Origin of the sequence: Aliiroseovarius crassostreae, assembly GCF_001307765.1 — a bacterium.
GTDB classification, from domain to species: domain Bacteria; phylum Pseudomonadota; class Alphaproteobacteria; order Rhodobacterales; family Rhodobacteraceae; genus Aliiroseovarius; species Aliiroseovarius crassostreae.
In genome coordinates, this window is sequence record NZ_LKBA01000023.1 from 189,673 (window position 1) to 208,898 (window position 19,226).

Consider the following 19,226-nt stretch of genomic DNA (forward strand, 5'->3'; position numbering starts at 1 on the left):
CTGCCCTCTCGGGCACAAGTTCGCCATGGCAAAGAACAACAATTCCTTCAGCTGCAACGCCTGCGGAGCAGTGTTTACCAAATGGTCCGGGCGCTGCGATGGATGTGGCGAGTGGAACACGATTGTTGAGGACAAACCGCTTTCGGCGGGGCCGGCCTCAAAATCCCTTGGGGCAACACGCGGGCGCGGCATTGCCTTAAGCGACCTGTCGACCGAAGAAACGCCGCCCCCGCGCACCCTGTGCGGTCTGGGCGAACTGGATCGGGTGCTGGGGGGCGGGCTGGTGCCCGGTTCAGCCATTCTGGTTGGCGGGGATCCCGGCATCGGAAAATCGACGCTCCTTTTGCAGGCCGCCGCGCGGTTTGCCCAGGCGGGCCTTGATACGATTTATGTTTCGGGCGAAGAGGCCTCTGCCCAGGTGCGGATGCGCGCCGAGCGGCTGGGGCTGAGACAGGCACCGGTGCGCCTTGCCGCCGAAACCAATCTCAGAAACATCCTGACAACCCTGGACGAAGAGCGCCCGCGACTGGCGATCATCGACTCGATCCAGACCATGTGGGCCGATAATGTGGACAGCGCCCCGGGCTCCGTCAGCCAGGTGCGCGCCGCGGCACATGAATTGACAACCTTTGCCAAGACCCGTGGCATCTCGGTCATACTGGTGGGCCATGTGACCAAAGAGGGCCAGATTGCCGGCCCCCGTGTGGTCGAGCATATGGTTGATACGGTGCTTTATTTCGAAGGCGAGCGTGGCCACCAGTTCCGCATTCTGCGCGCGGTCAAGAACCGCTTTGGCCCGGCTGACGAGATTGGCGTTTTCGAAATGACCGGGGGCGGGTTGTCAGAAGTCGGCAACCCATCGGCGCTGTTTCTGTCCGACCGCGAAGATCCGGCACCGGGCAGCGTGGTATTTGCGGGCATCGAGGGCACCCGCCCGGTGCTGGTCGAGTTTCAGGCGCTTGTCGCCCCCTCCCCTCATTCCCAGCCACGTCGCTCGGTTCTTGGATGGGATGGTGGGCGACTGGCGATGATCCTGGCGGTGCTTGAAGCCCGTTGCGGCATTCCTTTTGCCGGGCTGGACGTCTATCTGAACGTGGCCGGCGGCATGAAAATATCCGAACCGGCCGCGGATCTGGCTGTGGCGGCGGCGCTACTGTCTGCGCGAGAGGACGCCGCTATCCCCAAAGACACTGTGGTTTTTGGCGAAATCAGTCTATCAGGGGCGTTGCGCCCGGTGGGGCAGACCGAAAACAGGTTGAAAGAAGCGTTGAAACTTGGTTTCAACGCAGCCATCACCCCCAGCCGCAGCAAAACAGGGGCTGTTGAGGGCATACGCATACAGAAAATGGCGGATCTGAACGGATTCGTTGGTGAAGTTTTCGGGGCGGGGTAACCTCCCTCCCCGTGTAAATATGGCGAAAAACATCGGAGAGACAGATGGAAGCCTTTACTCTTGTTGACGGGATCGTTGCGGCGGTCATCCTTGTCTCGGCCATCCTGGCCTATTCACGCGGATTTGTGCGCGAAGGCATGTCGATCCTTGGCTGGATCGCTGCGGCCATTCTCGCCTATATCTTTGCGCCAAAGGCTGTGCCACTAATCAAAGAGGTTCCGGTGCTGCGCGATTTCATCGCTGACAGCTGCGAGCTGAGCATGATCGCAGCATTTGCCGGTGTCTTTGCGCTGGCGCTGGTTGTGGTGTCGATCTTTACGCCGCTGTTCTCCTCCGCCGTGCAACGCTCTGCACTGGGCGGGCTGGATCAGGCGCTTGGCTTCATCTTTGGCGTCGCCCGCGGGTTGCTGTTGGTGGCCATTGCGCTGGTGGTTTATGACCGGGTGGTGACCACGGACACGATCAAGATGGTGGATGACTCACGCACGGCCAAGATTTTCGCCCGCACCCAGGATAAGATCAACGAACAGATCCCCGAAGATGCCCCCGGCTGGATCGTGGGGCGGTACGAGGCCCTGGTGGGCAGCTGCACCTCCGAGGAAAAACCATAGGTATTGTCAACAAAACGCGCCTTCCGGCGCGTTTTTCTTTACATAAACAACGCCCCGGCCCTTCGGCCTCCCTCCCATGTTAAGAAATCGCCTCTTGTATATGATAGTTTCGTGACAGGACGCTTTTCACCCACTATGAGGAAGTCAACGCCACGGAATCGGAGACTGAGATGTCCAAACCGCCCGCCGCCTGCCCTTCCAAGGATCAGATGAAGCCGTTTCTTGCCCATCCGTTTGATGATGAGAAACTAAAGGAAGAATGCGGCGTCTTTGGCGTCATTGGCCTGAAGGATGCATCCAATTTTGTCGCCCTTGGCCTGCACGCGCTGCAGCACCGTGGACAGGAGGCTGGCGGCATTGTCTGTCATGACCCGGAGGAAGGGTTCAACTCGGCCCGTCGTTTCGGCTATGTCCGGGACAATTTCACCAAAGAAAGCGTGATGAAACACCTGCCCGGTCCGATTGCGATCGGTCACGTGCGCTATTCCACCGCCGGCTCCAAAGGGGCGGTGATCCGCGATGTGCAGCCCTTCTTTGGCGAGTTTTCCATGGGTGGCGCCGCCATTGCCCATAATGGCAACATTACCAATGCCCACGCGCTGCGCCGCGAGCTGATCGACCGCGGATCGATTTTCCAAAGCTCTTCAGACAGTGAATGCATCATCCACCTGATGGCCCGTTCACTGCAACGCAATATCTCCGAACGGCTTGAAGATGCGCTGCGCCGGGTTGAAGGCGCGTTTTCGGTGGTCGCAATGACCCGCACCAAGCTGATTGGGGTGCGTGATCCGCATGGGGTGCGCCCGCTTGTGCTGGGCCGCTTGGGTGACGGGTGGGTCCTGTCGTCTGAAAGCTGTGCACTGGACATTATCGGTGCGGAACTGGTGCGTGAAATCGAACCGGGCGAAATGGTGGTGATCTCGGATGGTGAGGTGGAAAGCCGGTTCCCCTTCCGACCGCAGCCATCGAAATTCTGCATCTTCGAACATGTCTATTTCTCGCGTCCAGATTCGATTATCGGAGGGCGCTCGGTCTATGAAACCCGCCGTCAGATCGGTGTGGAACTGGCCCGCGAAGCCGCGGTAGACGCAGATCTGGTCTGCCCGGTGCCGGACAGCGGCGTACCGTCTGCGATTGGCTATAGCCAGGAAAGCGGCATCCCTTACGCAATGGGCATTATCCGCAACCAATATATGGGCCGCACCTTTATCGAGCCCACCGACGCGATCCGTAACATGGGGGTCCGCCTCAAGCTCAACGTCAACCGTGCGCTGATCAAGGGCAAACGGGTGATCCTGGTCGATGACAGCGTTGTGCGCGGGACCACAACCCGCAAGATCAAGGACATGTTCCTGGATGCAGGCGCCAAGGAAGTGCATTTCCGCATTGCCTCTCCGCCCACAGCCTGGCCCTGCTTCTATGGGGTCGATACGCCGGAACGCGAAAAACTTCTTGCCGCGACAATGAGCGAAGAGGAAATGTGTGAACACCTCAAGGTCAACAGCCTGAAATTCATCTCTCTCGATGGGCTTTACCGCGCGGTGGGAGAGGCTGACGGCCGCAAGAAAAGCTGCCCGCAATATTGCGACGCCTGTTTCTCGGGGGAATATCCGGTTACGCCTTCGGACAAGATTGAACAGGGATTCAAGATGGCGGCGGCGGAGTGACCCCTGCCCTGCTTTTCCGGCCCCATTGCCTCCCATAACAAGTTGCGGCAAGCTTGAAAGATGACCAAGCTACGCTTTCGCCCACATCATTTCCTCTGTTCCCTTGGCTTTCAGGGCAAGGGCTATTCGGATGGGTTCACCGCCAATATGGACGGGATCGTCAATGGGTGCCTGCGCGCAGACGGCGGCGATCAGGTCGAGATTGAAGTGATCCGACACACCGATGACATTTGTGGCCCCTGCCCCAAACGCATCAACACAAAATGCCAAAACCAGGAGGGGATCGAGGCGCTGGACCGCCAGCATCTGACCGCGCTGGATCTGCGCTATGGCCAGACCCTGACCTGGGGTGAGGCCGAGGCGACCATCCGCCGCAAGGTCCGCCCACGCGACCTGAACACGATCTGCGCGGGGTGCCAATGGCTCAGCTACGGCCTGTGTGAAACCGCTCTGCGCGATCTGCATGACCGATTGGATCTGGAAGATGACGGGGTGCGTCCGCTCGCCCCCTCGAGTCAGAAGGCGGCGCAGGAGCGGGCGAAATGACACAGGCCCAATGAGACAAGATCGTGTTGGCCCCCTCGACATTCCAGAACCTGAACGCTACAGGTCAACCATGACTGAGACCAAGAAAATCGCGCTGGTCACCGGCGCCTCCCGTGGGCTCGGCGCCGCCTTGGCGCTGGAGCTGTCAAAGACCCATCACGTGATGGCCGTGGGCCGCACCACAGGCGCGCTGGAAGAGCTTGACGACAGGATCCAGGCAGCAGGTGGCAGCGCCACGCTGGCACCGCTGGATGTGACTGACAAGGGCGCGATGGCCCATCTGTGCCGGTCGATCCATGACCGCTGGGGCAAAGTGGACACCTGGGCGCATACCGCAATCTATGGCCCGGCCCTGATGCCAACCACTGATCTTGATGACAAGGGATGGAACCGGGCCTGGCAAACCAATGTCGAGGCCACGCGGATCCTGATCCATATGGTCAACCCGCTGCTGACGGATGAAAGCACCGCGTTGTTTTTCCACGACGATCACGCGGGAGAGAGCTTTTTTGCAGGCTACGGCGCCACCAAGGCAGCACAGATGGCGATGGTGAACAGCTGGGCGTCTGAGACCTCACGGCTTGGCCCGAACGTGGTGGTGGCAAAGCCGAAACCGCTGGCCACAACAATGCGCACCCGGTTTTACCCGGGCGAGGATCGCAACACCCTGGCACATGTCGAGGATGAAAGCCGCCGCATTCTTGCTGAGGTGGGGCTGGCCTAACCGGTTCCCGACCTGAGTCCCGAAAAGCACATATCGCCGCGCAAATTCTGAAAACAATTGCCGCTTTTCCCTGCCTGCCCTAATGAGGGGCAGGCATTGTTTTTATGATTGAACGGCAAATCGGGGACAAACATGCGCATTCTCATCACCAATGACGACGGCATCAACGCGCCCGGTCTGAAAGTGGCCGAAGCCATTGCCAAAGAGATTGCCGGCCCCGATGGCGAGGTCTGGATCGTGGCCCCCGCCTTTGAGCAATCCGGGGTTGGCCACTGTATCTCATACACCCACCCATTCATGGTGGCCCAGCACGGCCCCCGACGCTTTGCCGCAGAAGGCAGCCCCGCCGATTGCGTTCTGGCAGCCCTGCACCACGTCCTGCCCGAGCGCCCTGATCTGGTGATTTCCGGGGTAAACCGGGGCAATAATTCTGCCGAAAACGCCCTTTACTCGGGCACATTGGGCGCAGCGATGGAAGCGGCCCTTCAGGGCCTGCCGGCGATTGCACTCAGCCAGTATATGGGGGCTGGCACCAAGGGGCTGGACAGCGTATTCGGTGCCGCCAGCGCCCATGGCGCGAAGATTGTGCGCAAGCTGTTGCAAGATGCTCCCTGGGATGCGCAGGAAAACTACAAGATCTTCTACAATGTGAATTTCCCCCCGGTGAGCGCCGAGAACGTCCAAGGGGTGAAAGCCGCGCCGCAGGGTTGGCGTCACGACGCCACCTTCTCAGCCGAACCGCATCAAAGCCCGTCCGGTCGACAGTTCCTCTGGATCAAGGGCGGCCCGCAGGCCACCCCGTCCGACCCCGAGATGGATGTGACGGAAAACCTCGCAGGCTATGTTTCGGTCACGCCGATGCGCGCTGACCTGACCGCACATGACCATTTGTCCCGGGTAAAGGACCTGTTTTCATGACCTCCCCCGGCAATGGCATGGATGCAGAGCGCAAGATGCAGTTTCTTTTCGCGTTGCGCACGAAGGGCGTGACGGATCCACGCGTCCTGACGTCGATGGAAGAAATTGACCGTGGACCATTTGTGCGCGGTATTTTCACTGAACGCGCCTATGAAGACATGCCGTTGCCAATTGCCTGCGGACAGACAATTTCACAGCCCTCCGTGGTGGGGTTGATGACGCAGGCCGCCCGGATCACCCCGCGCGACAAGGTGCTCGAAATTGGCACCGGATCCGGTTACCAGGCCGCCATCCTGTCGCGCCTCGCCCGCCGGGTCTATACGATCGACCGGCACAGACGTCTGGTGCAGGAAGCCCGGCAGATCTTTGAAGCACAGGACCTGCACAATATCACCGCCATCACCGGGGATGGGTCCCGCGGCCTGCCGGACCAGGCGCCTTTTGACCGCATCATTGTCACGGCTGCGGCGGAAGACCCGCCCAGCCCCCTCTTGGCGCAGCTGGCAATCGGCGGTATCATGATTGTGCCGGTGGGACAGTCGGACACGGTCCAGAGCCTGATCAAGGTGACACGCCTTGAGGATGGGTTTGACTATGACGAGCTGTTGCCGGTGCGTTTCGTGCCCCTGTTGGAAGGGTTGGGGCAGGAATAGCGGGCCCTAGGGAAAACGGGGCCGGAAAGCGAAAATTTCCGTGGCAAAACCCCGGCAGAGGGTACGCCACTCGCCCTCTGGGCACATAAACAGGCCCAAACGGGCCGATGATTGAGGACAAGAGCAATGAAACGACGCCCCATGAGGATCATGCGCGGCCTTCCGATTGTTGGCATGGTTGTCGTAACAACTGCCTGCACCAACGGGTTCGACTTCGACCTGCGCCCAGCCCATAACAGCCTGTCAACCGCTGCAGCCGCCCAGAATGCCAGGACCGCCCCACGCCCTGAACCCGACGCACGCGGCGTGATCGCCTATCCGACCTATCAGGTGGCGCTTGCACGCCGGGGGGATACGGTGGCCGACGTGGCCAAGCGGATCGGGCTCCCGGCGGACGAACTGGCCCGCTACAATGGGATCGACGCAAACACCCCCCTGAACCGGGACGAGCTTCTGGCCCTGCCCCGTCGTGTGGCTGAGCCATCAACCGGTGTGATCCAACCCGGCGGTCAGATCGATATCCAGACATTGGCCGGAGATGCCATTGACCGCTCTCCCTCTGGCACCAACCGTGCCGTTGCCTCCACAAGCCCGCCCGCATCCCTCGGTGGTGAAGAGCCGCTGCGCCACCGCGTTGAGCGCGGAGAGACCGCTTATTCGATTGCGCGTCTTTATCAGGTCTCCGTCCGCTCGCTTGCCGACTGGAATGGTCTTGGCGCGGATCTTGCCGTGCGCGAAGGTCAGTTCCTGCTGATCCCGCTAAAGGTGCAGGCGACCGCCGCAACCACCCAGGTCAGCAAACCCGGGCAGGGCAGCCCGACCCCCACCCCGCCATCTGCATCGCAGCCGCTGCCGGACGAAAAGCCGTCCCAGGCGAAACCGGCTGCAACGCCCCCGTCACCTGACATGAAAGATCAACGCACAAGTGCATCCTCCTCAAAGATGGTCCTGCCGGTTGCCGGCAAGGTGACCAGCCTGTTTGACGCGGACAAGGCGGGCTATATCCTCATATCAGCCAAACCGGGCGACGCCGTCAAAGCGGCCTCCTCAGGCACTGTGCGCCTTGTGTCGAAAGACGTGGAAGGCGAGGAGATTGTGGTGATTGATCACGGGGACAACACCCAGACCGCCTATAGTTTCATCGAAGGCATTTCGGTTCGGAAAGGACAGAAGGTGAAACGCGGCCAGCAGATCGCAAAGGCCACGAAGAACCAGTATAACGCCATTCAGTTCCTGGTCTTCAAAGGGACGGATCCAGTCGATCCGATGCTTTACCTGAATTAACCTGCGGCCCCACAAGACCTTAACGAAGTAGGTGGTTTGCCCATCACCTCTTCAAGGTCCTCTGGAATGTGGGAGGCAAGAAAAAAAGAGGCGCGCTTTTGGCGGGCCTCTTTTCTTTTGACGGGGCTTTGGGCGGAAAATGCGCGAAGACCCGAGCCTGTTTCGGGAAACGCCCGCAACATCAGTAGATTTCGAGCGTTTCGCCTCATTATTGTGTCTCAATAATAAGGCGAAACACTTTATTCGTCAGCGCGGCCTTTCCCAAGGTGCTTGCGCAGCCGGGAAGGCGTGGATTTCTTCCGGTTCTTGTAGGGGTTCTTGTCCCCTTGCCCACGCATGGTCAGCCGGATCGGCGTACCGGGCATGTCAAAATCCTCACGCAGCCCGTTCACCAGATAACGGGTGTAGCTTTCGGGCAGCTTATCCGGCTGCGAACACATCACAACAAAGGCCGGCGGGCGGGCTTTGACCTGGGTCATATAGCGCAGTTTGATGCGACGTCCGCCGGGGGCGGGAGGCGGGTGCGCCTCAATCATTTCCGACAGCCAGCCGTTCAGATGAGAGGTGCGGATGCGGGTGTTCCAGATCGCATGCGCGCGCAGAACCGCCTCTCGCAGGCGCTCCATCCCTTTGCCGGTCTTTGCCGAGATTGTCACAAGAGGTGCGCCGCGAAGTTGCGGCAATAGGCGGGCAAAAGCCTCTTTCAACTCTTTGAGTTTTTCCTGTTTTTCCGGCTCCACGTCCCATTTGTTGATCGCAACGACAACCGCCCGCCCTTCGCGTTCCGCGAGGTCGGCGATGCGCAGATCCTGTTGTTCAAACGGGATGGCCGCATCAAGCATGACCACCACCACCTCGGCGAATTTCACCGCGCGAAGACCGTCTGAAACAGACAGTTTTTCCAGCTTTTCCTGAACCTTGGCCCGCTTGCGCATCCCGGCCGTGTCAAAGATCCGCGTGGGCGTGTCGCCCCAGTTGAACCGCAACGAAATGGAATCGCGTGTGATCCCGGCCTCGGGACCGGTGAGCAGCCGCTCCTCGCCGATAAGCTGGTTGATCAGCGTGGATTTCCCGGCATTGGGCCGGCCAATGACCGCCACCTGCAAAGGGCGATCCACGGTCGGCTGGCGCGGACCGTCATCCTCTTCGCCATCGACAACATCCACATCGGTTTCCGGAGCCGTTTCCGCGGCACGTTCCTCAAATTTTTTCGCAATCGGATCAAGGGCAGTCAACAGCTCCCCCATGCCTTCGCCATGCTCACCTGACATGCGGATCGGTTCCCCCAGCCCCAGCGCATAGGCTTCGAGATAGCCCGCATCCGCCGCCTTCCCTTCCGCCTTGTTTGCCGCAAGGATCACATGGGCATTCTTGCGGCGCAGGATGTCGGCAAACACTTCATCAGCTGGCAAAAGCCCGGCCCGCGCATCGACAATGAACAGGCAGGCATCGGCCATTTCCACGGCGCGCTCCGTCAGGCGGCGCATCCGCCCCTGCAGGCTTTCATCCGTGGCCTCTTCCAACCCCGCCGTATCAATCACGGTAAAGCGCAGATCGCCCAGCCGCGCCTCGCCTTCACGCAGGTCGCGGGTCACACCGGGCTGGTCATCGACCAGCGCAAGGCGCTTGCCCACCAGTCGGTTGAACAGGGTAGATTTGCCCACATTCGGGCGGCCCACAATGGCGAGGGTAAAGCTCATATCGGACTCCGGGTCACATCAAGCGCCCCGCATACACGGTTTTTCACTCAGCGCAAAGCCAGAAGTTGACCATCACGCGACACGACATAGGCAACCCCGTTGACAATCGCCGGACGTGTTGCAGCCCCTGCGGGCAATGCGATGCTGCTGACCAGACTGCCATCAACCGGATCAAAGCCACGCATCACCGCATCGGAAGAGGTCACCCAGAGTTTGCCACCAGCGAGGACCGGGCCATAATGGGCATAAATCGCCTTGCGTTTCTTGACTTTTTCCTTGGTGAAATAAGGCAGATCCACCGCCCAGATCCGTTCGCCGCTTGTGGCATCCAGACGCACAAGTTTTGCCTCATCCGAAATCAGGAAGGCCGAACCGCCGGAAACCCAGATCGGGCTGATCGCCCCCTCAGTGGCCGTCCAAAGCCGTTTGCCCGACAGGGACAGCGCAAAGCTGCGTCCAACGGGATTGCCAACATAGATCACATTGCCCTGCACGACGGGGGCTGCCGAGATATCATTGATCAGCGCATAGCCCCGCCCGGCCCGCTCGCCGGTCACCAGCGCGTCCCAGGTGCGGGTTCCGCCTTTGGGAAGGGTGGCCACGATCTCTCCTGACGCGAAGGGCCAGATGACCAGATGATCGGTGACAGCGGGACTGGAGGTTCCCGTGACCCCGTTCGGACTGGGAGCGCCGCTTTCGCGCCACTTCACCTTACCGGTTTTCGCCTCAACCGCCCATGCGATGTCATCCCTTGTCGTGGCGTAAACAATGCCGCCACGCACAGACGGTGCCCCGTGGGCAGGCGCCCCGAGCACCTGCTGCCATTTCACCTCGCCGGTGGCTGTATCAAGAGCGGTCAGCGTGCCAAAGCCAGACGTGACGAACAAGAGGTTTCCGGCGACAGCCAGCCCGCCTCCGGACGCATCGTCTGAACTATCTGTGGCTGGGGTCAGGTCACGGGTCCACAGCGTTTCCCCCGCGCCCGAGGTCGCGACAACCAGCGCGCGGCTGTCGAGCGTAAAGATACGCCCGTCAAGGATAACCGGTTCCGCCGTAATGCGGTGTTTACGATCATTGCCCTGGCCGATATCTGCCGCCCAGACCAATTGTGGGCTGGCGGCCAATGCAGGATGCTGCACCTGATGGGTGACATTGCCACCAATATGCGTCCAGCTCGCATGGTTGACCTGTTTGGGGAGCGTGATCGGGGCCGACACATTGTCCGGCGTCACCCCTTCTTGCTCTGACGCAGCCGTTTCGGCGGCATCTTCCACCACCGCCACATTGGGGCTGCGCAGGGCTTCGCGCTGACCTGGCAGGATATATTCGGGTGGCGAACAGGCCGCCAACAGACCAAAGGCCACCATAATTCCGGTGCTTGTCTTAAGCTTCACCTTAACTTCCCCCGAAACGCTTCTTATCATTATCAAATCAAGGCAATGCGGCTATGTTATTCGCATGCCACCCCCGGATCAGGACGCCTCCGGCACCCCGCCCAAGGCTACAATCAACTGAGAGGCGCGCTGACGCAAGGCCTGAGATGCTTCTTCGTCGCTCAACAATGCCTGAAGGCGAGAAATTGCCGCGTCTTTTTGGCCCTGCGCCAGTTCGACCAGCGCCATCTGCTCTTCTGCCATGACGCGGAAGGGTGCCCCGGCCACCAAAAGCGGCTCCAGATGTTCTGCCACCTGTTGCGGCTCCATGTCCGTGCCCGCCTGCATGACCAGTTTCAAGGCCGCAAGGTCCCGATAGACCTTGGACAGAGATGCATCCTGAGCAAGGCGCTCCAGAGAGGTCCCCCCCTCCTCGGCATCCGCAGCAAGAAGAGAAAGAACCGCCTTGGCATCCCCTTCGGCCGGAACCCCTTGCAACATTTTAGCCCGCGCCGCCCGGTCTTCAAGTTCTTCCGCCGCCAAAATGGCGTCGCCCACAGCCTCGGCCTTGGCCTGCGCCTGCGCCTTGGACCATTCATTATAGGCAGCGCCCCCGACCAGCAGCAGGACGCCGGTCACACCAATCCAGCCATATTTCCGCATCAATGCAAACAGCTTGTCTCGGCGGACCTCTTCGGTCACCTCGTCGATGAAATTCTCGGGATTGCTCACGATATCCGTCCTTTAACTTGTCTTGCACCCTTTTGCCTCAAAGCGGGCGGATTGCCAAGGGGATCAGGCAGGTCCATTTGATGTCGGAAAAGTTGCCGTTAGGGCACCTGCTTTGACAGGTGTAATATCCCCAATTTATCAGCATTTTCACGTCATTTTGCTTGCCGCGAAGCACACGCAGAGCTTGTCCCGAGGACGCACCGCTCTTATCCTCCCATCTAAAATAGTATTTACTATAAATATTCCAACAGGATCTGAAATGCGCATTTTTCCAGTCATTGCCGCCATCGCCGTCGTCACCGCTCTCTATCTGGTGATCTTTCAGCGCACCGGCCTGAAAGAGGCCATGGGCATTGCCCCTCAACAGGTTGCTGGGCAAGTCGAGGAAACCACCCCCTCCTCCTCTTCCCCGTCAAGTGGTGACATTGCAAAAGGTGCTTCCGTAATCGCCGTTGAAACGATTGCCCGCGACATCGAAAGCGCCGTGGTTGTGCGGGGACGCACCGAAGCGTCACGCCGGGTGCAGATCCGGGCAGAGACTTCAGGCCAGGTCATTTCTGAACGGGCAAACAAGGGCAGCACAGTCGCGCAGGATGATATCCTGTGTCAACTCGATCCCGGCACCCGAGAAGCCAGCCTGGCCGAGGCCCGCGCCCGTCTGGCCGAGGCCCGTGCCCGAGCGCCGGAAGCAGCCGCCGGGGTAAGCGAAGCACAGGCCCGGCTCGACGAAGCCCTGATCAACCTCAACGCGGCCGAAAAGCTGTCGCAAGATGGCTTTGCGTCAGACACGCGCGTGGCCAATGCCCGTGTACAGGTCGAAGCGGCCAAAGCGGGCGTTATCGCGGCCCAATCCGGGGCCATAAGGTCTGCTTCGGCGATCCAGTCGGCAAAAGCCTCTTCCGCTGCGGCGCTGCGTGAGTTGGACCGCACCGTGATCCGCGCCCCGTTTGGCGGTCTTTTGGAAACCGACACCGCAGAGCGTGGCGCTTTGCTGCAGCCGGGCAGTGCCTGCGCAAGCATCATCCAGCTCAACCCGATCCGGTTGGTTGGGTTTGTGCCAGAGCTGATGGTGGATATCGTGGATCTGGGCAGTCCCGCCACGGCACGGCTTGCCAATGGCGAGGAGATTTCAGGTGTGGTAACCTATGTCGCCGACAGCTCGGATCCGGAAACCCGCACCTTCCGGGTCGAAATCGAAGCGGAGAACGGGGAAAAACGGCTCCGCGAAGGACGGACAGTTGAAATCTCCATTGCGGCCCCGGGGCGACAAGCCCATCTCCTGCCGCAAAGCGCGCTGACATTGGATGATGACGGGCATCTGGGCGTCCGTATCGTGACCGATGCGGGACGTGCAGGTTTTGCCCGGGTCGAGATGCTGCGCGACAGCCCCGAAGGGGTCTGGGTCACCGGGTTGAGGGACCGCGCAACCGTGATTGTCAGCGGACAGCATTATGTCACCGATGGTGTCCTCTTGGATGTCACCTTGCAGGACAAAGACGCATGATTGGTATTGTCGACTGGGCCGCAACACGCGCCCGCATGGTGATTGCCTTTGTGATCCTGTCCATCGCGGCGGGGACATTGGCCTATGTCAGCCTGCCCAAGGAAGGGGAGCCGGATATCGAAATTCCGGCATTGTTTGTGTCGGTCCCCTTCCCCGGAATTTCGGCTGCAGACAGTGAACGCCTTCTGGTGCGCACCATGGAAACAGAGCTGGCCGATATTGACGGGCTCAAAACCATGTCCGGCACGGCTGCCGAAAACTATGCCGGTATCGCGCTGGAATTTGAATTTGGCTGGGACAAGACCCGTGTCATGGCAGATGTGCGCGACGCCATGAACACGGCTGAGGGGAAGTTCCCGGACGGGTATGAGAAATACTCCATCAACGAGATCAATTTTTCGGAATTCCCGATCATCATCGTCAACCTGACCGGCCCGGTGCCGGAGCGCACCCTGATCCGGGTGGCCAAGGACCTTCAGGACCAGTTGGAAGCGGTTGATGCGGTGCTGGAGGCCTCTCTTGCCGGGTATCGCGATGAGATGGTCGAGGTCGAAATCGACCCGCTCCGGCTCGAGGCTTATAATGTCACCGCGGATGAGTTGATCCGGGTGGTGCAATCGAACAACCAGTTGATTGCGGCCGGGGACGTGAAGACCGCCAGCGGCTCTGCCGCGATCAAGATCCCGTCATCCTTTGACGAAATCGAAGATATTTATGCGCTGCCGGTGAAGGTCAGTGGCGACAGTGTGGTCACATTGGGTGATCTTGCCTCCATCCGGCTGACCTTCGAAGATCGCCGGGGCACCGCGCGCTTCAATGGGCAGAACTCGGTCGCGCTGCAGGTGGTGAAACGCAAAGGGTTCAACCTGATCGACACCGCCGCCCAGGTGCGGGACGTGGTCGCCAAGGCCAGCGCACAATGGCCTGAGGAGTTGCAGCAGGCGGTGCATGTGGGCACCTCCAATGACCAGAGCTTTATTGTCGACAGCATGGTCAAACAGCTGGAAGGGTCGGTGATCACGGCCATCGCACTGGTGATGATCGTGGTGCTGGCAGCCCTCGGCATCCGCTCTGCCCTGTTGGTGGGGTTTGCCATCCCAACCTCGTTTCTGCTGACCTTTGCCCTGTTCGGGGTGCTGGATGTGACGATTTCGAATATCGTGATGTTCGGTCTGATCCTCGCGGTTGGGATGCTGGTGGATGGGGCCATTGTGGTGGTCGAATATGCCGACAAGAAGATCAGTGAAGGTGTGGGACCGATGGAGGCCTATACCCGGGCCGCCAAACGCATGTTCTGGCCGATCGTCAGCTCAACCGCCACCACGCTTTGCGCCTTTCTGCCCATGTTGTTCTGGCCCGGCATCCCCGGGCAATTCATGGGGTGGCTGCCGAAAACGCTCATCTTCGTGCTCTCCGCCTCCCTTCTTGTGGCACTGGTTTACCTGCCGGTGGTCGGAGGCGTGTTTGGGCGGTTCGAGCGCTGGTTCCAGGACCGGGTCCGCGACATCGCGGATGCGCGTTTCTGGATCCACAACCTGCTGTTTCCGATTGCAATCGGCGCGATCATCCTGTGCAGCTATCTGGCTCAGGCCAGCCTGACAAAAGCGATGGGGCTTCTGTCCACAATGGACCAGACCGCCATCCTGTCTTCGGTCGTCCCGAGCCTGGTCGGAGCCTTTGTACTGCTCGTGGCCGTGGCCGGGTTTTCGGCTCTTGTAATCGGCAGCCTGCTTTTGGTGATTTTTGCCATCAGCGCCCTGTTCAAAAGGATACGTCGCCGTCTTCGGGCCCTGAAAACGCGCCTCTTTCCAAAACAAGAAGCCCATGTCGAGGGCGGGCACCGGCGCACGGCGCTGGGTTACCTGATCCATGCCATTGCCGCCAACCCGGTGATGCCGCTGGTTGTGATTGGCTTCATTTTCACTTTTGTCGGCACCGTCTTCATCTATTTCACGAACAATAACAAAGGGGTGGAGTTTTTCACCGATAGCGAACCCGAGCAGGCAATTATCTATGTCCGCGCCCGGGGCAACCTGTCGATCGAAGAGAAAGACGCCATGGTGCGACAGGTGGAGCGCGTGGCACTTGGCACCAAGGGGGTGGAAACCGTCTTTGCCTTCGCCGGAGAAGGCGGGCTGAACCAGAATACCGGCGGCGCTTCCGGCCCACGCGACTCGATTGGCCAGTTGCAGCTGGAACTTGTGGCCTGGGCCGACCGGCCCTTCATCGAGAAAGACATCAAGCTTTTGGGGGTCATCCCGTTTACAACCGTGGAAATCGACCCGGAATATGACGGCGATTTCGTCATGGAAAAGTTGGAAAAGCGGCTGTCTCAGCTGCCGGGCATTCGGTTTGAGGTTCTGAACCTGAACCGGGGGCCGGCCTCGGCCAAGCCGGTGCATCTGCGCCTGAAAGGGGATGACTGGACCACGCTGCGGGCCGCAACCCAGGCTGCCGTGGCCAAGTTCAACGCCACTCCGGGGCTGACGCTGATCGAAGATACCCTGCCCCTGCCCGGCATTGACTGGCGCATGGATGTGGATGTGGAGAAAGCAGGGCGTTACGGCACAAACGTGGCGACGGTTGGCGGTATGGTGCAATTGGTCACCAACGGGATCCTGCTGGACACAATGCGGGTCGACAGCTCAGATGAAGAGATCGAAATCCGCGTCCGCCTGCCCGAAGATCAGCGCCTTCTGTCGACACTCGACACGCTGAAATTGCGCACGCCCACGGGGCTGGTGCCATTGTCGAATTTCGTCACCCGCAAACCGGTCCCCAGCCTGGCGCAAATCGACCGGGTGGACCAAAGCCGCTATTATGATGTGAAAGCCGGTGTTGCAAATGATCTGGTCAAGCTGGTTGACCGCGATGGTGGGGAACAATTTGTCACCACCGCCGAGGCGGACAGGGCGCTTGCGGCTGCCCCTGAGCTGAAACGGGTTGTTGTCACCCCGGCCGAGCGGATCGACGCCATCACCAACTGGATCAACGCCACTGGCCTGCCCGCGGGTGTGACCTATGAATGGACAGGTGACCAGGAAGACGAAGCCGAAAGCCAGGCCTTCCTTGGTCAGGCCTTTATCGGCGCCCTGTTCTTGATGTTCATTATCCTGCTGGCGCAGTTCAACAGCCTTTACAACTCGGTTCTTGTCCTGCTGGCGGTGGTTCTGTCCACCACCGGGGTTCTGATCGGCATGTTGATCATGGGCCAGCCCTTCTCGATCATCATGACCGGGACCGGCATCGTTGCGCTGGCGGGGATCGTGGTGAACAACAATATCGTGCTGATCGACACCTATCAGGATTATTCGCGCTACATGCCCCCGATTGAGGCGATCACCCGCACGGCCGAGGCCCGCATTCGCCCGGTGCTGTTGACAACCGTCACCACCATGGCCGGTCTGGCCCCGATGATGTTCGGCCTGTCGCTGAATTTTGCCGACGGGGGGTATTCCATCGACAGCCCAACCGCGCTTTGGTGGAAACAGCTCGCAACCGCCGTGGTCTTTGGGCTTGGCATTGCCACTGTTCTGACACTGGTCTTTACGCCCTCGATGCTGGCGCTTCGGGTGTGGCTCTCCGCCGGCGCTTACCGCTCACTTTCAGATTTGCGGGCTCTGGCCCATCGTCGGGGCGCAGAAGCCCGCGACGCCGCCCTTGGCAAAGCGGCCAGGAAAACCGCTCTGAACGAGCTGATCTGGTCGGACATCCTGCCCGAGACGGACAGCGAGCAGCCGTAAAACACGCCGGAAACAGGGGCTGGCGAAGGTGATGTCGCCCCCGGCGTCGCCGACATTCAACGGGTGCTGTCGGGCCCGGCAGAAGAGGATGAGGCTCAGACCAACAACGACAACAGCACCGAAACCCCGGAGAACAATAAGCCCCCCTCCTCCAGAAGCAGCGCTGCGGAGTGATACCGGTCATCACGAAGCAAGCAGGGGGGCAGTGCAAAAAGAAAGGGGCGGAAAATCCCCAGCCTGTGCCATAAATGTTGAAGAGGGCGTGCCAGTTAATCCGGCTTGTTCCAGAATGGGAGAGGCCCTCAGTATACAACTGAGGGCCTCTTGAGTGTAGAAAGGCTTGTTGTCTCGGAGTGTTGTCAACACACCGAGAAGCAATGAAATTCAACCGCGTTCCGACTGAATTGCTGACTTGACGCTCTTCCCGGTCGTCGCGCGTATCTGCTCATCCCAACTCTTGTTGATATCAATTGCCATTGAGGCAGGCGGCACAATATAGGTTGAGCTTTTTAGGCGTGATGGAAGAGCCAACATTCGAGCGTTTCTCTGTGCTCGTGCGACAGCGGCGCTCACGGCTGTGTGGAGTAGATTTAGGCTCAGGACCCATTGATTTTGGGGATTTGTCGTGATTCAAGCGCTCCAAAACGGAGCGATATGATGAGCAATTTGTTTTGGCTGAGTGAGGCTCAGATGGATCGCCTTCAGCCTCATTTTCCGAAGACCCACGGGCGTCCCCGTGTTGATGCCCGGCGAATTCTGAGCGGGATAATCTTCATTATCCGCAATGGGTTGCGCTGGTGTGACGCGCCCCGGGAATATGGCCCGCACAAGACACTTTACAACCGGTTCGTGCGCTGGTCCGAGAAGGGTATCTTCGAAAAACTCTTTGAGGAACTGGCCAAACCAAACGGCCCAGAAGCGGATATGCTGATGATTGACGCAACACATCTCAAGGCGCACCGCACAGCGTCGAGCCTCAAAAAGGGGGCGACGGGCCGCGCCTGATCGGGCGCACCAAGGGTGGCATGAACAGCAAACTGCACACCGTTGGTGACGGCGCAGGCCGCCCGATCCGTTTGCATCTGACCGCTGGCCAACGCAGCGATTTCAAGGGAGCAGACGTGTTGCCGCCAGGCTTGCCGCCTGCAAGGGTGTTGATCGCAGACCGCGGCTATGACAGCGCGAAAGTCCGGAAAATCGTTGAGGATCAGCGGATTGGGGCATGTATCCCTTCGAAGAAAAACCGCAAGGTACCAATCCCGCACTGCGAGGCGACCTACAAGAAACGCCACAAGGTCGAGAACCTCTTCGCCAAACTCAAGGACTGGCGGCGTGTCGCGACCCGATATGACCGCTGCCCCAAAGTCTTCCTCTCCGCCATCGCTCTCGCCGCAACAGTTATGTTTTGGTTATGTGTCCTGAGCCTAGGCGGCGTCTGCATTTAGGGGGTTCCCAAATCGCCGGTTGTTTTTTCAAGATCAAAACCACGGGAGGCGACCTTGAGCAGGCGTATTTTGACAGACCGGCAATGGGCCATCATCGCACCTTTGGTTCCGGGCAAGGAGGGAGATCGGGGCCGGACTGGCACGGACAATCGACTGTTTCTGGATGCCATACGTTGGCTGGCGCGCGGTGCGTCGCCGTGGCGTGATCTACCGCCCGAGTTGGGCAACTGGCGCACGGTGCATTCTCGGTTCAGGAGGTGGACGCTTGCTGGTGTTTGGGAGAGTCTTTTCAAAGCGTTAAGTGCAGACCCCGACTTTGAATATGTGCTGGTAGATGCGACAATCTGCAAGACACATGCCGATGCGACCTCTCAAAAAGGGGGCTTGAAGCTGCCGGCATTGGCCGTTCCAAAGGTGGCCTGACCACGAAAACCCATGCGGCGGTCGACGCCCTCGGACTGCCAATCCGAACCATCATCACCCCCGCTCAATGGGGGGGGGGCAGCCCGCAAGCGCCTGGGCTGATCGAAGGGATGACAGACGCGCAACACGTCATCATGGATGCCGCCTACGACGCCGACCACCTGCGCGCTTTCATCGCCGATGATCTGGGCGCAACTGCGCATATCAAACGAAATCCAACACGCCGGGAAGAGCGATTCATTGATTGGGTGCTCTACAAGGAACGCCATCTCGTTGAGTGTTTCTTTAATAGAATCAAACGCTTCCGCCGCATCGCCCTGCGTTGCGAGAAAACCGTCAGCTCATTCAAAGCCTTCGTCGATCTCGCATGCGCAATGACGTGGATCGGCTAAATGCAGACGCCGCCTAGGGTTGTCGGAAGCCTTTTTCTCGCAACTCTCGAAGATTTCTTCGAGAGTTGCGTAGTAGGGGCCTTCACATTCTCTTTCGCCATAGCCCTTCTCATAAAGG

Annotated in this window: 14 protein-coding genes and 1 pseudogene; 12 read left to right on the plus strand and 3 right to left on the minus strand. The window is 59.7% G+C overall.

Annotation, left to right across the window (positions count from 1 at the left end; all coding sequences use genetic code 11):
* Positions 1 to 25 precede the first annotated feature (25 nt).
* From radA to AKJ29_RS16720, 8 genes are all read left to right on the plus strand, one after another.
* The gene (gene radA, locus AKJ29_RS16685) at positions 26 to 1,393 is read left to right on the plus strand and encodes a DNA repair protein RadA (RefSeq protein WP_055192662.1); all 1,368 of its coding nucleotides are present in this window, start codon (positions 26 to 28) and stop codon (positions 1,391 to 1,393) included.
* Positions 1,394 to 1,437: 44 nt separating this feature from the next.
* A complete protein-coding gene (locus AKJ29_RS16690) occupies positions 1,438 to 2,004 on the plus strand; it encodes a CvpA family protein (RefSeq protein ID WP_055192663.1) in 567 nt (188 codons plus the stop codon).
* A 170-nt stretch (positions 2,005 to 2,174) separates the two neighbouring features.
* Entirely contained in the window at positions 2,175 to 3,671 is a 1,497-nt protein-coding gene (gene purF, locus AKJ29_RS16695; RefSeq protein WP_235477648.1) for an amidophosphoribosyltransferase, read from the plus strand.
* Positions 3,672 to 3,731: 60 nt separating this feature from the next.
* Positions 3,732 to 4,217 (plus strand): DUF1284 domain-containing protein, encoded by a 486-nt coding sequence (locus AKJ29_RS16700; RefSeq protein WP_055192664.1) that lies wholly within the window; start codon positions 3,732 to 3,734, stop codon positions 4,215 to 4,217.
* Positions 4,218 to 4,287: 70 nt separating this feature from the next.
* Positions 4,288 to 4,941, plus strand: coding sequence for an SDR family NAD(P)-dependent oxidoreductase (locus AKJ29_RS16705; protein WP_055192665.1), 654 nt, complete (start codon positions 4,288 to 4,290; stop codon positions 4,939 to 4,941).
* Between the two features lie 132 nt (positions 4,942 to 5,073).
* Positions 5,074 to 5,859, plus strand: a complete 786-nt coding sequence (surE, locus tag AKJ29_RS16710) for a 5'/3'-nucleotidase SurE (protein WP_055192666.1) — start codon at positions 5,074 to 5,076, stop codon at positions 5,857 to 5,859.
* The gene (locus AKJ29_RS16715) at positions 5,856 to 6,512 is read left to right on the plus strand and encodes a protein-L-isoaspartate(D-aspartate) O-methyltransferase (RefSeq protein ID WP_055192667.1); all 657 of its coding nucleotides are present in this window, start codon (positions 5,856 to 5,858) and stop codon (positions 6,510 to 6,512) included. Before surE ends, AKJ29_RS16715 begins: the two co-directional genes overlap by 4 nt.
* A gap of 126 nt (positions 6,513 to 6,638) precedes the next feature.
* On the plus strand, positions 6,639 to 7,796 hold the full coding sequence (locus AKJ29_RS16720; RefSeq protein ID WP_235477658.1) for a LysM peptidoglycan-binding domain-containing protein: 1,158 nt from the start codon (positions 6,639 to 6,641) through the stop codon (positions 7,794 to 7,796).
* 239 nt (positions 7,797 to 8,035) lie between these two features.
* Here AKJ29_RS16720 and der read toward each other — a convergent pair whose 3' ends face one another.
* From der to AKJ29_RS16735, 3 genes are all read right to left on the minus strand, one after another.
* Positions 8,036 to 9,496, minus strand: a complete 1,461-nt coding sequence (gene der, locus AKJ29_RS16725) for a ribosome biogenesis GTPase Der (RefSeq protein WP_055192668.1) — start codon at positions 9,494 to 9,496, stop codon at positions 8,036 to 8,038.
* Between the two features lie 47 nt (positions 9,497 to 9,543).
* Positions 9,544 to 10,890, minus strand: coding sequence for a PQQ-like beta-propeller repeat protein (locus AKJ29_RS16730; protein WP_235477666.1), 1,347 nt, complete (start codon positions 10,888 to 10,890; stop codon positions 9,544 to 9,546).
* A 78-nt stretch (positions 10,891 to 10,968) separates the two neighbouring features.
* The gene (locus AKJ29_RS16735; RefSeq protein WP_055192670.1) at positions 10,969 to 11,601 is read right to left on the minus strand and encodes a hypothetical protein; all 633 of its coding nucleotides are present in this window, start codon (positions 11,599 to 11,601) and stop codon (positions 10,969 to 10,971) included.
* 259 nt (positions 11,602 to 11,860) lie between these two features.
* Here AKJ29_RS16735 and AKJ29_RS16740 point away from each other — a divergent pair, with 259 nt between their 5' ends.
* The 4 genes and pseudogenes from AKJ29_RS16740 (at position 11,861) to AKJ29_RS19535 (ending at position 19,108) form a co-directional block, all read left to right on the plus strand.
* On the plus strand, positions 11,861 to 13,105 hold the full coding sequence (locus AKJ29_RS16740) for an efflux RND transporter periplasmic adaptor subunit (protein WP_055192671.1): 1,245 nt from the start codon (positions 11,861 to 11,863) through the stop codon (positions 13,103 to 13,105).
* A complete protein-coding gene (locus AKJ29_RS16745; RefSeq protein WP_055192672.1) occupies positions 13,102 to 16,848 on the plus strand; it encodes an efflux RND transporter permease subunit in 3,747 nt (1,248 codons plus the stop codon). Before AKJ29_RS16740 ends, AKJ29_RS16745 begins: the two co-directional genes overlap by 4 nt.
* A gap of 690 nt (positions 16,849 to 17,538) precedes the next feature.
* Positions 17,539 to 18,293: pseudogene (locus AKJ29_RS19055) on the plus strand (IS5 family transposase).
* A 54-nt stretch (positions 18,294 to 18,347) separates the two neighbouring features.
* Positions 18,348 to 19,108 (plus strand): IS5 family transposase gene (locus AKJ29_RS19535; protein ID WP_152972471.1). Its coding sequence is split into 2 segments (ribosomal slippage): positions 18,348 to 18,663 and positions 18,663 to 19,108, totalling 762 coding nucleotides; the frame shifts between segments, so codons are not numbered across the junction.
* Positions 19,109 to 19,226: the final 118 nt, after the last annotated feature.